The sequence below is a fragment of the Neorhizobium sp. DAR64862/K0K3 genome, from assembly GCF_050500185.1.
Taxonomy (GTDB): Bacteria; Pseudomonadota; Alphaproteobacteria; order Rhizobiales; family Rhizobiaceae; genus Neorhizobium; species Neorhizobium soli.
Window position 1 is genome coordinate 2,787,167 of the sequence record NZ_CP191449.1, and the last position, 22,736, is coordinate 2,809,902.

The window sequence follows — 22,736 nt, forward strand, 5'->3', positions numbered from 1 at the left end:
CACGCAACCGTCGAAAATCAAGCGTCTCGAAATAGGGTTAATGAAACATGAATTACCGGCCCAGATGACAGTTTTGTGGCCCCTTCCCCATCACGTTTTGCAACGCAATGTTGCCTCAGCCTGTTGTCGCGGCGGCTTCAAAGCCTAAATGAAGCCGCATGGTTGATGACACGAAAGCGAGCGCGAACGCGCATACGAACACATCTGACGGCACCGACATTCTGCACGAAGTGCTGAACCAGCCCGGGAAATGGGCAGTTTTCTTCGATATCGACGGTACGCTGATCGACATCGCGGATACGCCTGATGGTATCGTCGTGCCTGACGATCTGGCCGAGAATCTGACCCGGCTTTCCGCGAAACTGAGCGGTGCCGTGGCGCTGGTGACGGGTCGGGCTCTGCCCTACGCCGATCAGCTGTTCAAGCCGCATGTCTTTCCGATTGCCGGCCTGCACGGGGCGGAAAGACGATCGATGTCGGGAGCGATCGAGCGGGTAACGCCAGGTCCTGATTTCGAGGCGCTGAAAGCAAGCCTTGCCGAGGAAGCAGCAGCCTGGCCGGGCGTTCTTGTCGAGGACAAGGGTCTCGCCGTGGCTGCCCACTACCGACAGGCGCCGACATTCCAGGGGCAAGTCGAGGCGGCGATGGAACGCTATCGCGAGCGGGCAGGATCCGACTTCACTCTGCAGCGGGGCAAGATGGTGGTGGAAATCCGCCCTGCCCGCGCCAGCAAGGGCGATGCGCTGCGGGCTTTTCTCAGCGAAGAGCCATTTGCCGGCCGGTTGCCTATCGCGATCGGTGACGATGTAACTGATGAAGCGATGTTCAGGGTTGCCAACAAGTTGGGCGGCCACTCGATCCGTATTTCCGATATCGCGGCAGACACCGTCGCGTCGGCAACATTGGGATCGGCCGCCGAACTGCGCGCGCTGATCGCCAAGCTTGCCGCAGCCTGAACTGATTTGAGAATGCATTTTCGAAAGGAAATATCGTGAGCCGTCTAGTGGTCGTATCGAACCGCGTCACCGTTCCGGACAAGACCGGTGCGGCACCTGCCGGCGGCCTTGCCGTAGCCCTGCAGGCAGCCCTTGAGGAACGCGGCGGCATCTGGATGGGTTGGTCCGGCAATTCCAGCGGCAACGAGGAACCCGGCCCGCTCGAGATGCAGGAGCATGGCGCGATCACCTATGCGCTAACCGATCTCACCGACACCGACGTCGAGGAATATTACCACGGCTTTGCCAACCGGGTGCTCTGGCCGATCTGCCACTACCGGATGGACTTGGCCGAATACGGTCGTAAGGAAATGGCCGGCTATTTCCGGGTGAACCGCTTCTTTGCGCAGAAGCTTGCGCCGCTTCTCAAGGAAGACGACATCATCTGGGTGCATGACTACCACCTGATCCCGCTGGCAGCCGAACTTCGCCAGATGGGTTTCAAGAACAAGATCGGCTTCTTCCTGCATATCCCGTGGCCACCAGCCGACGTGCTGTTCACCATGCCGGTTCATGAGCAGATCATGCGCGGTCTTTCGCAGTATGACCTTGTCGGTTTCCAGACGGATTTCGATCTGGACAATTTTGGCGGCGGGCTGGTTCGCGAAGGAATCGGCGAGCGGATCGACGGCGGCAAGAAGTTTTCGACCTTCGGGCGCACCTTCAAGGGCGGCGCCTATTCGATCTCGATCGAGACCGAGATCTTTTCCAAATTCGCGATCAAGGCCGAAAAGAACGCGATGGTGCGCAAGGCCCGCCAGAGCGTCGAGGGCAAGGATCTCATCATCGGCGTCGACCGCCTGGATTATTCAAAGGGCATCACGCAGCGTATCGACGCCTTCGAGCAGTTTGTCGCCACCAACCCGGATCACCACAACAAGGTGACCTATCTGCAGATCACGCCGAAATCGCGCTCCGAAGTGCCGGAGTACGAGCAGATGCAGCGCATGGTCGCCGAACAGGCTGGCCGCGTGAACGGGGCGATCGGCACCGTGGACTGGGTGCCAATCCGCTATATCAACAGATCCGTGCCACGCCCGGTACTTGCAGGTCTCTACCGGCTGGCGAAGATCGGCCTCGTGACGCCCCTGCGCGACGGGATGAACCTTGTCGCCAAGGAATATGTGGCGGCGCAGGATCCGGAAGATCCGGGCGTGCTGGTGCTGTCCCGCTTTGCCGGAGCGGCCCGCGAGCTGCGCGGCGCGCTTCTGGTCAACCCATACGACATCGAGGGAACGGCGCATGCCATCGCGCGCGGGCTCAGCATGCCGCTGGATGAGCGGAAGCAGCGCTGGCAGATGATGATGGATCATCTGCTGACCTACGACATCAATCGCTGGTGCGACGACTTCCTCAAGGACCTCATCGAGGACTGACTATCCGCTGGAGCCGCCCCGCAATGCCGGGCGGCTTCGACTCCCTTGAGTGAGGCGGATTGACCGGCCGCCGCCAATGCGCTGAATAGATCCCGTTGCCTTTTCATCATTTCGCGACCTGCGGATTGATGCCAATTCATTTCGAGGTCTCCATGCCGGTCGCAGTCACAGCCGAACATATTGCCGACGCCGAAACCCTGATCCGTCCGCATATCCGCCGAACCCCGACGATGCGGGTGGACATGCAGGACTTTGGGACCGAACCATGCCAAGTCGATCTCAAGCTCGAGCAGTTGCAGCATTCCGGTTCGTTCAAGGTCCGCGGCGCCTTTACCAATCTTCTTGGCCGCGAGGTGCAGGCAGCAGGTGTGGTTGCAGCGTCCGGCGGCAATCACGGAGCAGCGGTTGCCTATGCGGCCCACAAGCTCGGTGTGCCCGCGCATATCTTTGTCCCAAGCGTCGCCTCCAAGGCGAAGATAGATCTCATCCGCTCCTACGGGGCAGAGCTCGTGATCGGCGGCGACCGCTATGCGGATGCGCTGGCCGCAAGCGAGAAGTATGTCGCGCAGACGGGGGCGATGGCGGTGCATGCGTTCGACCAGAAGGAAACGCTGGCGGGACAAGGCACGCTCGGCAAGGAAATCGAGGAAGACCTGCCACATATCACGACGTTGCTGGTAGCTGTCGGCGGCGGCGGACTGATCGGCGGTATCGCATCCTGGATGCGCGGCCGGGTGAAGATCGTCGCCGTCGAATCCGACCGCGCGCCGACGCTTTACGACGCCTTCAAGGCAGGCCGTCCCGTGGATGCGCCGGCCGGCGGTATCGCGGCCGACTCGCTTGCGCCAAGGCAGGTCGGGCAGCTGATGTTTCCGGTGGCCCAGGCATTCATCGAGCCGCCGGTCCTCGTGACCGACGAGGACATTCTGAACGCGCAGAAGGTGCTCTGGTCTGGCGCGCGGCTGGTGACCGAGCCGGGTGGTGCGGCGGCGTTTCCGGCTGTCTTGTCCGGCAAATACCGTCCACATCCGGGTGAGCGCGTCTGCGTGCTGGTCTGCGGATCGAACACGACGGCCGTCGATTTCGGTTGAGCGTGCGCCACACTTCCCTTCGGGATGCGGCAGCGATAATGCTGAGACCATGTTTCAGCTAGAACAGCCGGCCACATTCGAGCAGGTCATCAAGAAAAGCCGCTTTCTGGCGATCGCGCTTCCCGTGGTAAGCGAGGGGGAAGCGAAAGACGCCATTGCTGGGCATAGCGTTGCCGATGCCACTCACAACTGCTGGGCCTGGCGGATTGGATCAGCCTATCGCTTTTCCGATGACGGCGAGCCGAGCGGTACGGCGGGCAAGCCGATCCTTGCGGCCATGGACGGCCAGTCGCTGGACAAGGCTGTCGTCATCGTGATCCGCTGGTTCGGCGGCATTCTGCTCGGTAGCGGTGGTCTGGTGCGCGCCTATGGCGGCACGGCTGCCGCCTGTCTGAGGGCGGCCCCGCTCATCGAAGTCAAACCGTCGGTGCTGGGTGCCGTCAGCATCGAGTTTTCCGACCTTGCACGAACGAAAGCCAGGCTGCAGTCGATCGAGGACGTGAAGATCACCGAGGAAGTGTTCACGGATACGGGCGCCGAGCTGCGGATCCAGATACCGGAAGCCGAGCAGGACGTCATTTCAAGGCTGATCTCCGACCTCACCAGCGGCAGGTCGGAGCTATCGCTGGATTGAAATCACGCCGCCTTGGCGACGTGATATTCCTTGATGGCCACCATCTTGATGGCCGGGAAGCGTTCGGACTCGTAGCGCAGCGAAAACGAGTCCTGCGCCAGAAAGACCGGATCGCCATCAAGATCGCGGGCGATATCGCCGCGCTTGACCGTCAGGAACTTCTCAAGCTCCGCCGGCTGATCCGACGAGATCCAGCGGCAGACGGAGAAGCGGGACATTTCGAACGAGACCGGCAGCGTATATTCCCCCTGCAGCCGCTCTTTGAGAACGTCGAGCTGCAGCGCGCCGACGACGCCGACGATGGCGGGCGATCCGTCTTCCGGGGAAAACAGCTGCACGACGCCTTCTTCTGCCATCTGCTGCAGGGCTTCCTTCAGCTTCTTCGCCTTCATCGCATCTTCCAGACGCACGCGGCGCAGGATTTCCGGCGAGAAGTTCGGGACGCCCTGGAAGACAAGATTTTCGCCTTCCGTCAGCGTATCGCCAATACGAAGCGTCCCGTGGTTGGGAATGCCGACGACATCACCGGCAAAGGCGGTATCGGCGATGTGACGCTGCGAGGCGAAGAAGAACTGCGGCGCCGTGAGGCCCATCTGCTTGCCGGTGCGGGCAAGCCTTGCCTTCATGCCACGCTCCAGCTTGCCCGAGCAGATGCGCGCAAAGGCGATACGGTCGCGGTGGTTCGGATCCATGTTGGCCTGGATCTTGAAAACGAAGGCCGTCATCTTGTCTTCGCTTGCATGCACAGTGCGGATATCCGCGACCTGGTCACGCGGCGGCGGAGCAAAGTCTGCCAACGCCGTGATCAGATCCCGGACGCCGAGATTACGCAGCGCCGAGCCGAAGAAAACCGGCGTCATGTGACCTTCGAGAAAGGCCTTCCTGTCAAACGGGCGGCAGGCTTCCCGCGCCAGTTCGACTTCCTCGACGAAGGCCGCGCGTTCGTTTTCCGGCAGGCGGTCGGCGACGGCCTGCGGTCCGTTGACCGAGATCGCGTCCTCGCTGTCTGGACCACGCACCCGGTTATCGGCTAGGTGGTAGGTTCCGCAGAAGCTCTTGGAACGACCGATCGGCCAGGTAATGGGCGCCGTATCCAGCGCAAGCTTCTCCTCGACCTCGTCGAGGACTTCGAAAATGTCGCGGCTTTCGCGGTCCATCTTGTTGATGAAGGTGATGATCGGAATGTCGCGCATGCGGCAGACTTCAAACAGCTTCAGCGTGCGCGGCTCGATGCCCTTGGCGGCATCGATGACCATGATCGCCGCATCCACAGCCGTCAGCGTGCGATAGGTATCGTCCGCGAAGTCTTCGTGGCCGGGCGTATCGAGAATGTTGAACACCTTGTCGGCATATTCGAACGTCATCACCGACGTCACGACCGAGATGCCGCGTTCGCGTTCGATCTTCATCCAGTCGGACCGCGTCTGGATGCGATCCTTCTTGGCCTTGACCTCACCGGCGAGCTGGATGGCGCCCCCGAACAGAAGCAGCTTTTCCGTCAGCGTTGTCTTGCCCGCGTCCGGATGCGCAATAATCGCGAATGTGCGGCGGCGGGAGACCGCCTCTGCAATGGTTTCGGCCATCTTTTATATCCTGTGAATTGCCGCGGTATCTAGCGACTAAAGCCCGCCATTGCAATTGACCTGCCGCGCTGCGGCGCAAAGTAATGGGCAATGACCATTCAAGCCCCCTCCTCACCCGTGCTCAATGTCCTGCGTCTGCCGCACGGGCAGAACCTGGATCTGCCCGCCTACGAGACATCAGGTGCTGCCGGCATGGACCTGCGTGCCGCCGTGACCGATGGCGAGCCGCTGACGATAGCACCCGGCAAGCGCGCCCTGGTGCCGACCGGTCTCGTGTTCGAGATCCCCGCCGGGTTCGAGGTGCAGATCCGCCCGCGTTCGGGGCTTGCGTTCAAGAACGGCATCACCTGCCTCAACACGCCGGGCACGATCGACAGCGATTACCGCGGCGAAGTGAAGGTTCTGCTGATCAATCTGGGCGACGAGGATTTCGTCATTACCCGCGGCATGCGGATCGCACAGATGGTGATCGCGCCCGTTACCCAGGCGCAGATCGTCGAAGTGAGCGAGGCAAGTGCCACGGCACGCGGTGCCGGCGGGTTCGGATCCACCGGCGTCTGAAGTTCGTCAGAAACCCGTGACGTCTAAGGTCAATCATGCGGATACGGTGGGCCGCTCCCCGGCCATCCGATACGAGATCGCCTCGGCAAGGTGTATTCTCCCGATACCATCCTTCTCGTCGAGATCGGCCAGCGTCCGCGCCACCCGCAAGACCCGATGATAGCCGCGGGCGGAGAATTTCAGCTTTTCCGCCGCGTCGCGCAACAATTGCAGCCCTCCCGCATCGAGCTCGGCGAACTTCTCGATCATGGCGGTGGAACAGCGCGCGTTGGTGAGAACCGTGTACTGGCCCTCGCCTTCGAAGCGCTCTCTTTGCCTGTCGCGTGCGGCCGCCACCCGCCTTGCCACGCCGGCGCTTGGCTCTGCCGGTGCCGGGCGGATCAGATCGCTTGCGGAGACAGCTGGCACATCGATACGGATATCGATGCGGTCCATGAGCGGGCCGGAGATACGTGCCTGATAATCCGAGGCACAGCGCGGGCCACGGGCGCAGCTATGTCCCGGTTGTCCCGCCATGCCGCAGCGACACGGGTTCATCGCGGCTACGAGCTGGATGCTCGCCGGATAGGAGACCCGGTGGTTGGCCCGGGCGATAACACATTCGCCAGTCTCCAGCGGCTGGCGGAGCGCATCGAGAACCTGGGGCGAGAATTCCGGAAACTCATCCAGGAAAAGGATGCCGTGATGCGCGAGCGAGGCTTCTCCGGGCCTGGCGCGCAGACCGCCGCCGACCAGTGCCGCCATCGTGGCGGAATGATGCGGCATGCGATAGGGCCTCCGGTCCGACAGCTTTCCGCCCGAAAGCTGGCCGGCGATCGAGTGGATCATCGAGACTTCGAGCAGTTCGGTTGCCGAAAGCGGCGGCAATATCGACGGAAGGCGGGCTGCGAGCATGGATTTTCCCGAACCGGGCGGACCGACCATCAGGAGGTTATGACCGCCGGCAGCCGAGACTTCGAGCGCGCGCTTGGCGCTTTCCTGGCCTTTGATATCGACAAGGTCAGGCAGATTGGCGGGCGGTGCACGGACCGCCGGCTGCGGCCGCGACATGACCTGCGTGCCGCGAAAATGATTGGCGAGCGCGATCAGGCTGCGGGGGGCGAGAATATCGACGCCGGGTCCAGCCCATGCCGCCTCGGCGCCGCTTTCGGCTGGGCAGATCAAGCCTTTTCCGATCGCATTGGCGCTGATGGCCGCCGGAAGCGCACCGGCGACGGCTGCAAGCGTTCCATCGAGGTTCAACTCGCCGATCACGACATAATCGGCCAGCATGTCGCCGGGTACGGCACCGAGCGCTGCCATCAGGCCAACGGCGATCGCGAGGTCGAAATGGCTGCCTTCTTTGGGAAGGTCGGCCGGGGCGAGATTGACCGTGACTTTCTTCGGCGGCATGGCGAGGCCCGAGGCATGCAGTGCTGCCTGCACCCGCTCGCGGCTTTCGGCCACTGCCTTGTCCGGCAGGCCGACAATATGCATGCCGATCTTGCCAGGGCCGATCATGACCTGCACATCGACCGGAATGCCCTCAATGCCCTGAAATGCTACCGTTCTGATACGCGCGACCATTCCGACCCGCCCACTTGCGCAAGCTAAGGTGGGGAAATTCCCGCCTACCGTGCCGCAGGTTGAAAGCTCGCACGATTGACGGTGAATTTCAAGAACAGGTAGTGAACAATTTCGCGCATGAGACGAGGACAGCGTGCATCAGGTTGCATAACGAGAACAAATGTGAACGGTTATCAGCTCTGCTTGGCGTCGATTGCATCCCACATCAGGCTCGCGACGTCTGCACCGCCGAATTTCTTGACCTCGCGGATGCCTGTCGGAGAGGTGACGTTGATCTCGGTCATGTAATCGCCGATGACGTCGATGCCGACAAAGATGAAGCCGCGTTCACGCAGAGCCGGCCCGATACGGGCGCAGATTTCCTTCTCGCGCGGCGTGATGTCGGTCGCCTCGGCACGGCCGCCGACATGCATGTTGGAGCGGCTGTCGGTTTCCGCGGGCACGCGGTTGATCGCGCCGACCGGTTCGCCGTTGACGAGAAGAATGCGCTTGTCGCCCTTTCGCACCGCCGGAAGGTAGGCCTGCGCGATATAGGGCTCGCCGCGATACATCTGGCCGAACATTTCAAGCAGCGACGTGAAGTTGCGATCATCGCGGGCGGAGTGAAAAACGCCGGCGCCGCCATTGCCGTAAAGCGGCTTCAGGATGATATCGCCGAGCTCTTCGCGGAACTTGGCGATTTCAGCCGGGTCACGGGAGATCAGTGTCGGCGGCATCAGGTCGGCGAATTCGGTGACGAAGATCTTTTCCGGCGAGTTGCGCACCCAGGCCGGGTCATTGACGACGAGCGTCTTTGGATGAATGCGCTCCAGAAGATGGGTGGATGTAATGTAGCCCATGTCGAAGGGCGGATCCTGGCGAAGCTGCACCACATCCATCGTCGACAGATCGGTCGGCTGCTTTTCCCCAAGGGTAAAGTGATCGCCCTTGATGTCACGCACCTGCAGCGGCTCGAGGGCTGCAAAGATGCGGCCGTCGCGCATCGTCAGGCGGTCGGGCGTATAGTGGAACAGCTCGTAACCGCGCGATTGCGCTTCGAGCGCCATGGCGAATGTGGAATCGCCGGCAATGTTGATGCCGGAAATGTGGTCCATCTGAAATGCGACCGTGCGAATTTTCGCCATGACTTCAGCCCCCTAGGATTGGCCCGCCTGATGTAGGACGACGAACCCCGAAAGGCAACCTTGGCCGGGATATTCCGACAAGGCCGCGGCGGAGCCTCCGCTGCCAGAGGCCTAGAACGCATCCTCAAAATGGCGCGGAAACCTTCCCGGCAGAACGGCGACGATGTCGTATCGCTGCGATAACCCGGATGCGTCCTTGCGTTTCGACAGCCAGAGATCGCTCGCGTCCCGGATCCGTTTCTGCGATGCGTAGGAGACGGCGTCGAGCGCGTTCATCTCGGATTGTCTCGCCTTCACCTCGACAAAGACCAAGAGATCGCGCTTGCGGGCGATGAGATCGATCTCGCCCAGCTTCGTGCGGTGGCGGATGGCGAGGATGCGGTAGCCTTTCAGCATGAGATAGGCGGCAGCGACATACTCCGAGACATGGCCGCGGCGCTCTGCCTTGCGGCGTCTGGCGCCGATCTCATCCCGTTGTGCCATCGCGATCCATCAGGTCCCGTTCTTCATGGCGATGAGGCGCTGATAGAGATCCTTGCGCGGCAGGCCGGTGATCCGCGCCGCCTCAGTCGCAGCCTTTGCCGTCGGATGCGTTTTGGAAAGGTCCTGGAGGATGGCATCGACCTCCACCTCGCCCGGCGCCTCTTCAGGTGCTGGGGGTTCGATCAGAAGGACGATCTCGCCTTTGACGTTGTGGCCGTCACCGTAGTGCGCGGCAAGCTCTGCCAGTGTGCCCCGGCGAAACTCCTCGTAGGTCTTGGTGAGTTCCCGGCAGACGCAGGCGAGCCTGCTGCCGCCCAGCACATCGGCTGCAGAAACGAGAGTGTGAGCGATGCGATGGGGCGATTCAAACAGGATCAGCGTTGCCGGGATCTTTGAAAGTTCGCCAAGCCGGTCGCGGCGGGCTTTGTCCTTGGAAGACAGGAACCCGACGAACAGGAAAGCATCCGACGGCATGCCGGAACCGACGAGGGCCGCAAGCGGGGCGGACGCGCCGGGGATCGGCACGACACGATAACCGGCATCGATCGCCATCTGGCCGAGGCGATAGCCGGGATCCGAGACCAGCGGCGTGCCGGCATCGGAGACCAGCGCCACAGACTTGCCGGCTTCGAGTGCCGCAATCAGCTTCGGCCCGGCTTCGTTGGCATTGTGCTCGTGGTACGAATAAGGGCGATTGACGATGCCGTAACGATCGAGCAGCACGCGGGTCACCCTTGTGTCCTCGCAGGCCAGCACATCGACACCGGACAGGGTTTCGAGCGCACGCAGCGTGATATCGCCGAGATTGCCGATCGGGGTGGCGACAAGATAGAGCGCCGGTTCGATGGGGCGGGACGCGATGAACGTGTTGCCGACGCGGTAACCGCGCTGCCCCTTGGCGGGTTCGGCAGCGGTTTCGGTGGATTGCTCTGAAGATTGGTCGAGGGTCATCGCCTGTTATGGTCGAGGCCGCAGACTTCGGCAAGCAGAGGCCGGCGATGTTTTGCGCGTCCGGTTTCGCCGCGTTGCGTTTTCTGTGTGCAAGTGCGGTATGAACAAGCAATTCAAATGGCGCAGGGACGGTTCTGCTCTTGCTTTCGCATCCGAATGTCTGCCATTTTGCCGGTCCACATGTTCCGGCTGCGCAATGGCCGGCAGAGAATATCAGGTGGTCCGCCCAGCCGGATCGCCACGGTCGAAAGCGATAGTGTCCATGCGTATTACTCTTGAGCGCTCCAATCTCTTGAAGTCGCTGAATCACGTGCACCGCGTCGTGGAACGGCGCAACACGATTCCGATCCTGTCCAACATCCTGCTGCGCGCGTCCGACGCGAGCCTGGACATGAAGGCGACGGACCTTGATCTGGAAGTGACGGAATCGACACCGGCCATGGTGGAACAGTCCGGCGCCACGACTGTGCCGGCGCATCTGCTTTATGAAATCGTCCGCAAGCTGCCGGACGGATCGGAAGTGCTGCTCGCCACCAGCGCCGACGGCGCGACCATGACCGTGCAGTCCGGCCGTTCGAAATTCTCGCTGCAGTGCCTGCCGGAAACGGACTTCCCGGATCTCACCGCCGGCAGCTTCAGCCATACATTCAAGATGAAGGCGACCGATCTCAAGATGCTGATCGATCGCACGCAGTTTGCGATCTCGACCGAAGAGACCCGCTATTATCTGAACGGCATCTTCTTTCACACGATCGAGGCCGGTGGCGACCTGAAGCTGCGTGCCGTCGCAACCGACGGCCATCGCCTTGCCCGTGCAGATCTCAAGGCGCCATCCGGCTCTGAAGGCATGCCTGGCATCATCGTGCCGCGCAAGACCGTGGGCGAGTTGCAGAAGCTGGTCGATGATCCGGAAGCCTTCGTGACGGTGGAAGTTTCGGATGCCAAAATCCGCCTCTCGATCGGCGGCATCGTCATGACATCGAAGCTAATCGACGGCACATTCCCCGATTACCAGCGCGTCATCCCGACCGGCAACGACAAGGAAATGCGCGTCGATTGCCAGAGCTTCACCAAGGCCGTGGACCGCGTCTCGACCATCTCTTCGGAGCGCGGACGTGCCGTGAAGCTGTCGCTGTCCGAAGGGCAGCTGATGCTGACGGTCAACAATCCGGATTCCGGCAGCGCCACGGAAGAAGTGGCCGTCGGCTACGAATATGACGCGATGGAAATCGGCTTCAACGCCAAATATCTGCTCGACATCACCGCCCAGCTTTCCGGCGACGACGCGATCTTCATGTTGGCGGATGCGGGGTCACCGACGCTGGTTCGTGATACGGCGGGCGACGATGCGCTCTATGTGCTGATGCCGATGCGCGTATAGCATCTTACCAGGCGGCTCGGTTAACCCCAGCCGCCTTTTTTGTGCCGTATTCCGCTTGCGACATTTCATCTTGTGTTTGCGGCAAAACGGTTCACATTGGATGAAACTGGAGGGGACGACCTGATGGAACTGCGTTTGAAGGAACGGCTTGGCCGGAAATTTGACGAGGAAATCCGTTTCTTCAAAGGATGGATCGACGGTCCGAAACAGGTCGGAGCCATCATCCCGACATCGTCAGTCACCGCCAAGCGGATGGCGAGCATCATCGACACGAGTTCCGGCCTGCCGGTACTCGAGCTTGGACCAGGCACCGGCGTTATCACCAAGGCGATCCTGAAAACCGGCATCGAGCCTCAGAACCTTGTTTCGATCGAGTATTCGACCGATTTCTACCAGCATCTGATGAAGACATTCGAAGGCGTGCATTTCATCAATGGCGACGCGTTCGATCTGGATCGCACGCTCGACACACTGAAACATCAGAAATTCGACTGCGTGATCTGCGCCATTCCGATGCTGAGCTTTCCGATGGAACGCCGCATCGAACTTCTGGAAGATCTTCTCGACCGCGTCCCGCCGGGACGCCCGGTGATGCAGATCACCTACAGCCCAGTTTCGCCTATTATCGCCAAGCCAGAGCGCTACAAGATCAAGCACTACGACTTCGTGGTGCGCAACATTCCGCCGGCGCAGCTGTGGACATATACGCGCGCTTAGCGTCCGGACCTTCTCCGACATGACATTCGGGATTTACATCACGCATCCGCAGGTCCGGATCGACCCCAACGTGCCGGTGCCGCAATGGGGCCTGTCCGACACGGGACGTCTCCGTGCCGAACAGGCTGCCAGGTCCGACTGGGTTTCGAAGCTCGGGCGTATCGTGTCGAGCGACGAGACAAAGGCGATCGAGACCGCCGACATCCTGGCCGCGGCCGTCGGTCTCAAGACAGAAGTCATCGGGGAACTGCACGAGAACGATCGCTCGGCGACCGGCTTTCTGCCGCCGCCGGATTTCGAGGCGGCGGCCGACTGGTTTTTCGCCAACCCGACCGAGAGCTTCAAAGGCTGGGAGCGCGCCGTGGATGCGCAGGCGCGGATCGTGTCTGTGGTCGAATTCGTTCTGGCGGACCACGATCCCGCGGTGCCGATCGCCTTTGTCGGTCATGGCGGCGTCGGCACGCTTCTGAAATGTCACCTGAAACGATCGGCCATATCCCGCACGGAAGATCAGCCTGGTGGCGGTGGCAATCTGTTCCGCTTCACCCTTGCGGATCGCGCCGTCACATGCGACTGGACCCCGATCGAAACATGGAAGGGAGACTGACAGACATGCAAGCGCGTGACAGGCTGATTGTGGGCCTTGATATCCCGACCTTGTCCGAGGCGGAAAAGATGGTGGCAACGCTTGGCGACACCGTCTCCTTCTACAAGATCGGCTACCAGCTGGCCTTTGCCGGCGGACTGGAATTTGCCCGCGAGCTTGCAGAGGATGGCAAGCAGATCTTTCTCGACATGAAACTGCTCGATATCGACAACACGGTCGCCAAGGGCGTCGAGAATATCGCCAAGATGGGCATGACCATGTTGACGCTGCATGCCTATCCGAAGGCAATGCGCGCCGCGGTCGAAGCAGCAAAGGGCTCCGATCTCTGCCTGCTCGGCGTTACCGTGCTGACCTCGATGGATGCGGCCGACATGACAGAAGCCGGCTATTCGCAGACGCCGGGCGAGCTGGTGGCACGCCGCGCCGAACAGGCGCGTGCGGCCGGCATGGGCGGCATAGTCTGCTCGGCCGAGGAATCGGCGGCCGTCCGGGCGATCGTCGGACGCGACATGGCGGTCGTTACCCCCGGCATCCGTCCGACCGGCTCCGACGCCGGCGACCAGAAACGTGTCGTGACACCTTTCGATGCCCTGAAGTCAGGCTCCAGCCACCTTGTCGTTGCCCGCCCGATCGTCCAAGCAGCCGACCCGAAGGCGGCCGCGCAGGCTATCCTCGCGGCGATGCAGGCGGCGCTCTGACCTGCAGACGACGCTTGATCCGGATCAGCGGTTGTCCGAGACGACATTGTTCGCGTCGCTGTTGAGGACGAAGGTGGCGACGCCGCCCGACAGGCGGTTGCCGGTGACCCGGTTGTTCTGCGCGTAATCGAGCGGGCTGGCTCCGCTGCCAAACGACGCCGTTGGCCGTGTCATGCAATATTTGCGCACCCCTTGCCGGCTGCCGAGCCAGACCGCCGGCATGGCAAGCCAGTCCTTGTAGCGGAAGCTGTTGTCGGAGATGACGTTGCGCTGCGGCGCCTGGTGGCGGATCGTGCCGCCCTCGCCGCAATTGCGGTACAGAAACACGCCGCCCTTGACCGGGTTCACGAACGTGTTTTTCTCGATGAGATTTTCCGCAGATCCGTCGATGGCGATGATCTCGCGCTGGCTGGCTGATGTTTCAAACGTATTGCCGATGACGCGGTTTCTGGCCGATTCCGCATCCAGGTAAATAACGGCCGAGACCGTCTTGCCGGTAAAGCGCGAGTTTTCGACAATGACGTTGGTGACGCCAGGCGCGAGATAGACCGGCGTGCCGACATTGGCGATGAAGCGGTTTTGTGACAGCACGATATCGCTTGGCGCAATCGACTGCGCTCGCTGTGTATGGCCCGGCGTGAGTGAGGATTCCCTGACCTTCTCGGCCTCTCCGTTGTGACCGAGGCCTTCGATGCGGATATCACCCTTGATTGTGCAGTTGCGGATATGGATGTCGCGGGGCGTATCCCAGCTGCCGTCCTTGCGTTGAACCGAACGGATCACGATCGTGCGGGCCTTGGGCTTGGTGCCATCAAGCGTCGCGCCGTTGCAGTCCATCGTCGTCCCAGACGCGCGACTGCCGGAAAACGCGATCGGCACGGTGATGACGGCATTCTTCTGAAGGGTGAGATCGCAATCGATTTCGATCGGGCGCGTGGCCGCTTCGGCGGGCGAGCGGAGCTGTTCCAGCGTATCGGCGCTGCAGGATGCCGCGCTTGCCGTAGGCGCGCCAAGAAGCATGAACGGCACGAGATAAGGGAGCGCCCAATAGGCGTTGCGCGCTTCAATCCGGCCGCGTGGTCCGGTCTTTATCATGTTGACTCCCCGCCAGATTTGCTCGAATCGAATATGCCCAATCGAGGAGAGGTTATTATGGCAAAAGGTTACTGGATTGCTCGGGTCGATGTTCGCGACGCCGAGCGATACAAGGACTATGTCGCTGCGGCAAAACCGGCGTTTGAGGAATACGGCGCCAATTTCCTTGCACGTGGCGGCGCGATGACCGAACTCGAGGGCACGGCCCGGGGTCGCAATGTGGTGATCGAGTTCCCGTCGATGCAGGCTGCAGTCGATTGCTACAACTCGCCGGCATACCAGATCGCTGCAAAAATCCGCCAGGAAGCGGCCGATGCGGAAATGGTTGTGGTCGAGGGCGTCTGATATCGCTCGCTGACAGCGACAACCGGTTGCGGAAACACTTCCACCGTCGCCCGGATTCGGCTAAACAGCATTCCATATTTCGTCGTCCCTTCTTCAGGCTCCCGGAGCTTATCATGACCATCAACAATCTACCGCCTCTCGTCACCGTCTTCGGGGGATCCGGCTTCGTCGGCAGACAGGTCGTGCGCACGCTTGCCAAGCGCGGCTACCGTGTTCGCGTCGCGGTGCGTCGCCCGGATCTTGCCGGCTTTCTTCTGCCCGCCGGCTATGTCGGCCAGATCTCGCTGGTGCAGGCGAACCTGCGCTACCGCGATTCCGTGCTGCGGGCCGTCGAAGGCTCCGCGCATGTGGTCAACTGCATCGGCATCCTGTTTGAAAGCGGCCGCAACACGTTCGACGGCGTGCAGGATATCGGCGTGAAGACGCTGGTCGAAGCCGTCAAGGCTGCCGGCGCGAATCTGACCCATGTTTCGGCCATCGGTGCCGATGTCAATTCCGCTTCGAGCTATGCCCGCAGCAAGGGCCGCGCTGAGGTGACGATCCAGGCCGCACTGCCGGATGCGGTGATCCTGCGTCCTTCAGTGGTTTTCGGTGCTGACGACAGCTTCTTCAACCGGTTTGCCTCGATGGCACGGACGTTCCCGTTCCTACCGCTGATCGGTGGTGGCCATACGAAACTGCAGCCGGTCTTCGTGGAAGACGTGGCGGAAACCGTGGGACGCTCCGTCGACGGCTCCATTCCGTCCGGCAAGATCTACGAGCTGGGTGGCGGCGAAGTGATGACGATGCGCGACTGCATGGAAACGGTCATGCGTGTGACCGCCCGCAAGAAGCCGCTTCTCTCGCTGCCTTTCGGCGTGGCTTCCATGATCGGCAGCGTTGCCTCGATGGTGCCCCTGATCACCCCGCCGATCACGGCGGACCAGGTGGAACTCCTGAAACGGGACAATGTGGTTTCGGACGCTGCGGAAAAAGAAGGCCGCACGCTTGCCGGTATCGGCATCACGCCGACGCTGGCTACCTCCGTTCTTGCGTCCTATCTCGTGCGCTACCGGCCGCAGGGCCAGTACACGGGCTCCGGCAAGGCCGCCTGATTTCAATATCCTAGATCCTTACCGGATCCTTGACGACGTGCTCTCCGGGGCGCGTCGTTTTTTTTGGGCGCAGGTGTCGAAAGCTCTGTGGCGCAAAGGTCGCAGTTATTGGCCGTCTTGCGTTAACGGGCAGTTTAGCAAAAACGTTTATTGAATATCAGCCACACGGCCCGTAGACCCACACACAGATATTTCCCTTCTGAAAGGCGCATTTGCATGGGCAAACCCATCGCCCTCTTTTTCGTATGTGCAGCACTTGTGATCCTTGCAGGATCGTTCATGGCTCCTGAAACCGGAGCCGCCGGCAAGCTCGATTGTGCGCCTGCTTATGGCGTCGATCCCTGCAGCACTGCATCAATTCGTTACTGAAGCAGTGATTGAACGACCCATATGACAAAGGCGGCCGATGGCCGCCTTTTTCTTTTTCGGGTAGCGGCCTTCAGGCCCCGAGCAACAGGGCAACAAGGCCGATGGCGCCGACTGCGATCCGCCAGTAGGCGAAAGGCGCGTAGCCGCGGCTCGATATGAAATTGAGCAGCGAGCGCACGACAAACACTGCCGTCACGAAGGCTGCCAGAAAGCCGACCACGATCACGGCGCTGTCGTCGAAGGAGAGCAGCGCACGGTTCTTGACGAGATCGAGCGTGAAGGCGCCGACCATTGTCGGCATCGCGAGGAAGAACGAGAACTCCGCGGCCGAACGCTTGTCCGCGCCAAGCAGAAGCGCGCCGACGATGGTGGCGCCGGAGCGCGACGTACCTGGGATCATCGCGAGGCACTGGCAGAAGCCGATCTTGATCGCCAGCGACAGTGGATAATCCATCACGTCATGGTATTTCGGCTCGAACTTCATGCGATCGACGGCAAGCAGGATAAAGCCACCGACGATCAGCATGACGCAGATCAACATCGGCGTTTCGAACAGGACCGTCTTGATGAAATCATGCGCGATCGCGCCGATCACGGCGGCCGGGAGAAAACCCGCCAGGATGGTCAGAACGAAACGGCGCGACTGGACACTGGTCGGCAGCGAGACGGCGATCGAGATCAGCCTTTGCGCATAGACCAGGAGAATGGCCAGTATGGCGCCGAGCTGGATCAGGACCGCAAACGTATTCCCCGGAGAATTGAAACCGAGAAAATGGCCGGCGAGCAGCACATGTGCGGTGGATGAAACGGGCAAAAATTCCGTGAGCCCCTCGATAATACCGAGTACGAGGGCGCTGATAATGGGCTGATCCACCATTCTTAGTCCTTTGCTATGCGATAGAGGTGGTTTTTAATCGTTTCTTAGCGGTTTGTGGCCCCTGCTTGTACTGGCCCTACCAAATCCATATAGCTGGCATATGTCAGGCGGGCGCCCGAAGCAGCCGCTTTCCTATACATTATAACTGAAGTTTTCTTATCGATGCCCACCCTGTATCATCATCAAATGTCGTCTTCCTCTCGCTTCGTCCGTCTGATCCTCGCCGAATACGGCTTCCAGACGGATCTTGTCGAGGAGCAGCCCTGGGAGAAGCGCCGCGAGTTTCTCACGCTCAACCCGGCGGCGACCCTGCCTGTCTATGTTGACGACAATATGCGCGTTCTGTGCGGTCCGTCGGTTCTGATGGAATTTCTCGACGAGACCCATGGCGTGCTGAAGCGCGACCGCCGGCTGCTTGCCGAAGACCCGTGGCAACGGGCTGAAATCCGCCGGCTGACGGAATGGTTCCTGATCAAGATGGAGCAGGACGTGACCCGGCCGCTGACGCGCGAACGGGTCTACAAGCTGCAGATGACCGCGGCTCAGGGCGGCGGCGCACCCGATTCGAAAGTGCTGCGTACATCCCGCGCCAATATTCGCCAGCACATGAAATATCTTGCCTGGCTTGCCGGCTCGCGCCAGTGGCTGGCCGGCGAGCGCCTGAGCTATGCCGACCTTGCTGCCGCCGCTTCGATTTCCGTGCTCGATTATCTCGGCGAAATCGACTGGTCGGAAATCCCGATCGCCAAGGACTGGTACCAGCGGATCAAATCGCGCCCCTCCTTCCGTCCGCTGCTGTCCGAGCGCATCCGCGGCCTCACTCCGGTATCGCATTATGCGGACCTTGATTTCTGAGCCGGACCACGACCTGAGCCTAGAGAAGGTCGACCTTCGGGCCGACCGGCGTCGGCAGAAGCTGACCGCCTTCATTCGCGAGGAAGCCGCAGCCCAGGGCTTCGATCTCTGTCGCATCACAAGGCCCGACAGCATTCCGAAAGCACCGGAACGGCTAACGACATTTCTATCCGACGAGCATCACGGCACGATGGACTGGATGGCGGAGACGCGCGAGCGTCGCGGCGATCCCAAGGCGCTCTGGTCCGAAGTCAGGTCGATCGTGATGTTTGCGATGAATTACGGGCCGGACGAGGATCCGCGCGGCATTCTGGAGAAGCCCGACAAGGCCGCGATTTCCGTCTATGCCCGCAACCGCGACTATCACGACGTGATCAAGGGTCGGCTGAAGGAGATCGCCACACGGTTTGCCGCCCGTGCCGGCGAGGATGTCAAAGTATTCGTCGATACGGCACCGGTGATGGAAAAGCCGCTTGGCGAAGCCGCCGGCATCGGATGGCAGGGCAAGCACACCAATCTGGTCAGCCGCACGCACGGGTCCTGGCTTTTTCTCGGCAGCCTGTTCACGACAGCGGATCTGGCCTTCGACGAGGCTGAGCGGGACTATTGCGGCTCCTGCCGCGCCTGTCTCGACGCCTGCCCGACGGCGGCGTTTCCGGCGCCCTACCGGCTGGATGCGCGGCGCTGCATCTCCTACCTGACGATTGAGCACAAGGGACCGATCGCGCCCGAATTCCGTTCGCTGATCGGCAACCGTATCTATGGCTGCGACGATTGCTTAGCGGCATGCCCATGGAACAAGTTCGCGGCCAGCGCGTCTGAAATGAAGCTGAAGGCGCGCGAGGACCTCAAGGAACCGTCGATCGCCTTTCTTCTGACGCTGGACGACCCGGCATTCCGGGACTTCTTCAGCGGATCGCCAGTGAAGCGGATCGGGCGCGACCGGTTCGTGCGCAACGTGCTGATCGCTGCCGGCAATTCCGGCGACCGTGGTTTCGTCGATCAGTGTCGCAGGTTATCGGTGGATGCGTCCCCTACCGTGCGCGGCATGGCGATCTGGGCGCTGAAGCGGCTGATGTCGGAGGCGGAGTTCGCTATGTTTGCGGAGGCACGCGGCGCGGAAGATGATGCCGAGGTCGAAAACGAATGGACGATGGCAGGAGTGGTTTGATGCGGGTGATGATCTTCGGATGCGGCTATTCCGGCCAGGCAATTGCGGAGGCCTTCATAGCCGACGGCGCGGCAGTTTCCGGCACTGTTCGCAGCGAGGAGAAGGCCGTTGCTCTACGCGCAAGAGGCATCCAGCCCTTTCTCTTCGATGGCAGCGACTTCGATGACGCGCTATTGGGCGAGATGGCCGAGGTGACGCATCTGGTTCAATCCATTCCGCCCGGCCAGGAGGGCGATCCGTTGCTGAAGCTCGTCGAGGGCAGGCTTGCGGCACTGTTTCCGAAGCTCGAATGGATCGGCTATCTCTCGACAGTCGGTGTCTATGGTGACCATGGTGGCGACTGGGTGACCGAAGAGACGCCGGGAAGCCCCATCCTTGGCCGCTCGATCGAACGGGTCGATACAGAGGATGCCTGGACGGAGCAGGCGACCAGCGTTGGCGTGCCATGCGCAGTGCTGCGTCTCTCCGGCATCTACGGGCCCGGGCGCAACGCCTTCATCAATCTCTCCCGCGGCAGCGCGCGACGCATCATCAAGAAGGGTCAGGTGTTCAACCGGATCCGGGTAGAGGATATCGGGGGCGCCTCGCTGTTTCTCGGGAGCCAGCGGATGGGTGGCCTCTATAATGTCACCGACGACGAGCCATGCCCGCCCCAGGACGTGATCGTCGAGGCTGCCCGGATGATGGGCGTCGAACCGCCTCCTGAACAGGATTTCGACACCGCCGACATGTCGCCGATGGCGCGGTCCTTCTATGGCGCCAACAAGCGCGTCTCGAATGAGAAGATCAGGGCCGCCGGCTTCCAGTTCCGCTTTCCGAACTACCATGTTTCACTCTCGGAATTGTGGTGTTCCGACCGCTGGAGAGGGTGAAATCTCCTCTACTCATCGGTGGGAATTTTCATCCTGAGCCATTATCCCGGTCATAAATTCTTAATCCCTGGGGCGCAGCGCCCCAAAACCGGTCCAAATAAGACAGCAGACCGACTTTAAGAGAAAAAAAATTTTGCCTGTTTTCGTGAACACGAGTCATCCATGGGATCCAGCGGAATGACGTTTCGCTTGGAGACTGATTCTAAAGCTTTTCTTCCGAAAAAGCTTAGCCGGGTGCATTAACAACATCGATCGCAATGTAATCACGAATGTTACAATGCGTAACACTCCGTGATACCGAATCCCACTTTTTCGCCATTTTTGGCCCCGCTTAAGCCGGCTGCACGCCACGTGCAGGGACAAAACGGACGGGGACGACCGACTTGACAACAATTCGACGCTCGACACTCGCGGTTGCCATTGCTGCTTTTGCACTACTCGGCACCGCGCAGGCCAATGCTGCGCCCGGCTGCGGCCACGCATCCTGGTACGCGCTTTCTTCGAAGACCGCTTCTGGCGAGCGGATGAACGCCGCCAAGCTGACCGCCGCACATCGCTCGCTGCCCTTCGGCACCAGGGTTCTCGTGACCAACAAGCGCAACGGCAAAAGCGTCGTCGTGCGCATCAACGATCGCGGCCCATTCATTCGCGGCCGGGTGATCGACGTTTCGAAAGCCGCAGCCAAGGATATCGGCATGGTCTCTTCGGGCACTGCGCAGGTCTGCTACCAGATCGTTGCCGACACCCGCGCTTCCAGCCAGAAGATCTCCGGCAAGGGCATCAAGGACGTCGACGGCTGAGGCACCAGAGCTTTGAACGCCTGACGTGCTGCACTTGCCCTTTCGACCGTTCGCGGTTACGACCCACCCCACACGGGTTCAACCGAGACGGAGAATGACATGCGACTGGGCGGACGAGTAGCCGGAGCAATCGACGTACTGGCGGATATCGAGGCACGCAGACGCCCCGTCGCCGACGCGCTGAAGGACTGGGGCCTCGCGCACCGCTTTGCCGGATCCGGCGACCGCGCCGCAATCGGAAACATCGTCTACGACGCATTGCGCATGCGGCTCAGCCACGCATTCATCATGGATGACGATAGTGCCGTCGCACTGGCCTATGCGGTTCTCCTTCGCCAGTGGGGATATTCTCCGGAAACCCTGACTGCCGATTTTGCCGACGACCGTTTCGCGCCGCCGGTTTTGACCGAAGCGCATGTGGCAGCCTTTTCCTCCCGCAAGCTGGAAGACGCGCCGCTTCACGTCCAGGGCGACATCCCGGACTGGGTTCAACCCTCCTTCGAAGCAAATTTCGGCGACGACTGGCTTGCCGAGGCAAAGGCACTTGCCACCCGACCGACGCTTGATCTGCGCGCCAACACGCTGAAGGCGTCGCGCGACAAGGTGGTCAAGGCGCTGGACCGCGCCGGTGCCAAGCCTGCGCGCATTGCCCGCAACGGCATCCGGATCGCTGCCGGCGAAGGTGCTTCCCGGCTTCCCAATATCACCGCCGAGCTTTCCTTCCAGAAGGGCTGGTTCGAGGTGCAGGACGAGGGCTCGCAGATCGTGGCCGAGCTCGTACAGCCTGCCGAGAACCATCAGGTGCTGGACTATTGCGCCGGTGGCGGCGGCAAGACGCTGGCGATGTCGGCTGCGATGAACAACAAGGGCCAGGTTCACGCCTACGATACCGACCGCAAGCGGCTGGCGCCGATCATCGAGCGCCTGCGTCGGGCCGGCACCCGCAATGTTCAGGTTCACGACGATGCACGCCAGCTTGAAGGTCTCCGGAACAAGCTTGACGCAGTTCTGGTCGATGCGCCCTGCACCGGCACGGGAACGTGGCGCCGTCGCCCCGACACGAAATGGCGGCTGACGCAGAAGAACCTCGACGAGCGCATTGCGCAGCAGCAGGACGCACTTTCCGAAGCATCCGCTTTCGTGAAGCCGGGCGGCGCGCTTCTTTATGTGACCTGTTCGATCCTGCCGGAAGAAAACGACCAGCAGGCTGTCCGTTTCTGCGAGCAAAACCCCGAATTCTCCATTGTGCCGGCAGCCGACCAGTGGGCGAAGATTTTCGGCAACGACGCGGCCACGCCTCGCGCCAAGGATGCAGCGACGGTGACACTGTCTCCCGCAAGTACCGATACGGACGGATTCTTTTTCTGCCGCATGCAACGCAAGGTTTGAGCGGGACTTGTCTTGCGGATTTACCCTGAAAGCATTCTAAACTAGATCATTTGACACAAGTTTAGATTTGCGCGATGAGCCTTTGAGGCAGCCTCGTTTTCA

24 protein-coding genes are annotated in these 22,736 nt (G+C 61.2%); 17 read left to right on the forward strand and 7 right to left on the reverse strand.

Annotated features, from left to right (window positions below; all coding sequences use genetic code 11):
* Positions 1-158 precede the first annotated feature (158 nt).
* The 4 genes from otsB to ACQY1L_RS13515 all read left to right on the forward strand — a co-directional run bounded on the left by otsB (position 159) and on the right by ACQY1L_RS13515 (position 4,096).
* Entirely contained in the window at positions 159-956 is a 798-nt protein-coding gene (gene otsB, locus ACQY1L_RS13500; protein ID WP_430241190.1) for a trehalose-phosphatase, read from the forward strand.
* Between the two features lie 35 nt (positions 957-991).
* Positions 992-2,371 (forward strand): alpha,alpha-trehalose-phosphate synthase (UDP-forming), encoded by a 1,380-nt coding sequence (otsA, locus tag ACQY1L_RS13505; protein ID WP_062454049.1) that lies wholly within the window; start codon positions 992-994, stop codon positions 2,369-2,371.
* A gap of 152 nt (positions 2,372-2,523) precedes the next feature.
* A complete protein-coding gene (locus ACQY1L_RS13510; RefSeq protein ID WP_430241192.1) occupies positions 2,524-3,462 on the forward strand; it encodes a threonine/serine dehydratase in 939 nt (312 codons plus the stop codon).
* Between the two features lie 49 nt (positions 3,463-3,511).
* Positions 3,512-4,096 carry an IMPACT family protein gene (locus ACQY1L_RS13515; RefSeq protein WP_430241194.1) on the forward strand — a complete coding sequence of 195 codons (585 nt, stop codon included), beginning with the start codon at positions 3,512-3,514 and terminating at the stop codon, positions 4,094-4,096.
* Positions 4,097-4,098: 2 nt separating this feature from the next.
* Here ACQY1L_RS13515 and ACQY1L_RS13520 read toward each other — a convergent pair whose 3' ends face one another.
* Positions 4,099-5,679, reverse strand: a complete 1,581-nt coding sequence (locus ACQY1L_RS13520; RefSeq protein WP_430241196.1) for a peptide chain release factor 3 — start codon at positions 5,677-5,679, stop codon at positions 4,099-4,101.
* Between the two features lie 90 nt (positions 5,680-5,769).
* Here ACQY1L_RS13520 and dut point away from each other — a divergent pair, with 90 nt between their 5' ends.
* Complete coding sequence (gene dut, locus ACQY1L_RS13525; RefSeq protein WP_430241198.1) at positions 5,770-6,240, forward strand: dUTP diphosphatase; 471 nt, start codon at positions 5,770-5,772, stop codon at positions 6,238-6,240.
* Positions 6,241-6,273: 33 nt separating this feature from the next.
* Here the strand turns inward: dut and ACQY1L_RS13530 are convergent, their stop codons facing one another.
* The 4 genes from ACQY1L_RS13530 to rsmI form a co-directional block, all read right to left on the reverse strand.
* On the reverse strand, positions 6,274-7,806 hold the full coding sequence (locus ACQY1L_RS13530) for a YifB family Mg chelatase-like AAA ATPase (protein ID WP_113166954.1): 1,533 nt from the start codon (positions 7,804-7,806) through the stop codon (positions 6,274-6,276).
* Positions 7,807-7,979: 173 nt separating this feature from the next.
* A complete protein-coding gene (gshB, locus tag ACQY1L_RS13535) occupies positions 7,980-8,930 on the reverse strand; it encodes a glutathione synthase (RefSeq protein WP_113109371.1) in 951 nt (316 codons plus the stop codon).
* Between the two features lie 111 nt (positions 8,931-9,041).
* The gene (locus tag ACQY1L_RS13540; protein WP_430241201.1) at positions 9,042-9,413 is read right to left on the reverse strand and encodes a YraN family protein; all 372 of its coding nucleotides are present in this window, start codon (positions 9,411-9,413) and stop codon (positions 9,042-9,044) included.
* Positions 9,414-9,422: 9 nt separating this feature from the next.
* Entirely contained in the window at positions 9,423-10,364 is a 942-nt protein-coding gene (gene rsmI, locus ACQY1L_RS13545) for a 16S rRNA (cytidine(1402)-2'-O)-methyltransferase (protein WP_430241203.1), read from the reverse strand.
* 262 nt (positions 10,365-10,626) lie between these two features.
* On the opposite strand from rsmI, the gene dnaN reads away from it, so the two are divergent.
* From dnaN to pyrF, 4 genes are all read left to right on the forward strand, one after another.
* A complete protein-coding gene (gene dnaN / locus ACQY1L_RS13550) occupies positions 10,627-11,745 on the forward strand; it encodes a DNA polymerase III subunit beta (protein WP_062454057.1) in 1,119 nt (372 codons plus the stop codon).
* A 123-nt stretch (positions 11,746-11,868) separates the two neighbouring features.
* Positions 11,869-12,462 carry a phospholipid N-methyltransferase PmtA gene (pmtA, locus tag ACQY1L_RS13555; protein ID WP_062454058.1) on the forward strand — a complete coding sequence of 198 codons (594 nt, stop codon included), beginning with the start codon at positions 11,869-11,871 and terminating at the stop codon, positions 12,460-12,462.
* A gap of 19 nt (positions 12,463-12,481) precedes the next feature.
* On the forward strand, positions 12,482-13,069 hold the full coding sequence (locus ACQY1L_RS13560) for a histidine phosphatase family protein (RefSeq protein ID WP_430241206.1): 588 nt from the start codon (positions 12,482-12,484) through the stop codon (positions 13,067-13,069).
* 5 nt (positions 13,070-13,074) lie between these two features.
* Positions 13,075-13,767: an orotidine-5'-phosphate decarboxylase gene (gene pyrF / locus ACQY1L_RS13565; protein WP_430241208.1), complete on the forward strand. Its 693-nt coding sequence runs from the start codon at positions 13,075-13,077 to the stop codon at positions 13,765-13,767.
* Positions 13,768-13,791: 24 nt separating this feature from the next.
* Here pyrF and ACQY1L_RS13570 read toward each other — a convergent pair whose 3' ends face one another.
* A complete protein-coding gene (locus tag ACQY1L_RS13570) occupies positions 13,792-14,862 on the reverse strand; it encodes a NosD domain-containing protein (RefSeq protein ID WP_430241210.1) in 1,071 nt (356 codons plus the stop codon).
* Between the two features lie 57 nt (positions 14,863-14,919).
* Here ACQY1L_RS13570 and ACQY1L_RS13575 point away from each other — a divergent pair, with 57 nt between their 5' ends.
* The 3 genes from ACQY1L_RS13575 (at position 14,920) to ACQY1L_RS13585 (ending at position 16,670) form a co-directional block, all read left to right on the forward strand.
* The gene (locus ACQY1L_RS13575; RefSeq protein ID WP_092663808.1) at positions 14,920-15,207 is read left to right on the forward strand and encodes a DUF1330 domain-containing protein; all 288 of its coding nucleotides are present in this window, start codon (positions 14,920-14,922) and stop codon (positions 15,205-15,207) included.
* A 113-nt stretch (positions 15,208-15,320) separates the two neighbouring features.
* On the forward strand, positions 15,321-16,301 hold the full coding sequence (locus ACQY1L_RS13580; RefSeq protein ID WP_430241212.1) for a complex I NDUFA9 subunit family protein: 981 nt from the start codon (positions 15,321-15,323) through the stop codon (positions 16,299-16,301).
* 216 nt (positions 16,302-16,517) lie between these two features.
* A complete protein-coding gene (locus ACQY1L_RS13585) occupies positions 16,518-16,670 on the forward strand; it encodes a hypothetical protein (protein ID WP_092663810.1) in 153 nt (50 codons plus the stop codon).
* A 70-nt stretch (positions 16,671-16,740) separates the two neighbouring features.
* Here ACQY1L_RS13585 and ACQY1L_RS13590 read toward each other — a convergent pair whose 3' ends face one another.
* Entirely contained in the window at positions 16,741-17,547 is an 807-nt protein-coding gene (locus ACQY1L_RS13590; protein WP_062578775.1) for an undecaprenyl-diphosphate phosphatase, read from the reverse strand.
* Positions 17,548-17,709: 162 nt separating this feature from the next.
* Here ACQY1L_RS13590 and ACQY1L_RS13595 point away from each other — a divergent pair, with 162 nt between their 5' ends.
* From ACQY1L_RS13595 to ACQY1L_RS13615, 5 genes are all read left to right on the forward strand, one after another.
* Entirely contained in the window at positions 17,710-18,402 is a 693-nt protein-coding gene (locus tag ACQY1L_RS13595) for a glutathione S-transferase family protein (protein ID WP_062454065.1), read from the forward strand.
* Entirely contained in the window at positions 18,383-19,573 is a 1,191-nt protein-coding gene (gene queG / locus ACQY1L_RS13600) for a tRNA epoxyqueuosine(34) reductase QueG (RefSeq protein ID WP_430241214.1), read from the forward strand. Before ACQY1L_RS13595 ends, queG begins: the two co-directional genes overlap by 20 nt.
* On the forward strand, positions 19,573-20,445 hold the full coding sequence (locus ACQY1L_RS13605; RefSeq protein ID WP_430241216.1) for an SDR family oxidoreductase: 873 nt from the start codon (positions 19,573-19,575) through the stop codon (positions 20,443-20,445). Before queG ends, ACQY1L_RS13605 begins: the two co-directional genes overlap by 1 nt.
* 383 nt (positions 20,446-20,828) lie before the next feature.
* Positions 20,829-21,245, forward strand: coding sequence for a septal ring lytic transglycosylase RlpA family protein (locus tag ACQY1L_RS13610; protein WP_062454067.1), 417 nt, complete (start codon positions 20,829-20,831; stop codon positions 21,243-21,245).
* Positions 21,246-21,344: 99 nt separating this feature from the next.
* Positions 21,345-22,634 carry an RsmB/NOP family class I SAM-dependent RNA methyltransferase gene (locus ACQY1L_RS13615; RefSeq protein WP_430241218.1) on the forward strand — a complete coding sequence of 430 codons (1,290 nt, stop codon included), beginning with the start codon at positions 21,345-21,347 and terminating at the stop codon, positions 22,632-22,634.
* Positions 22,635-22,736 lie beyond the last annotated feature (102 nt).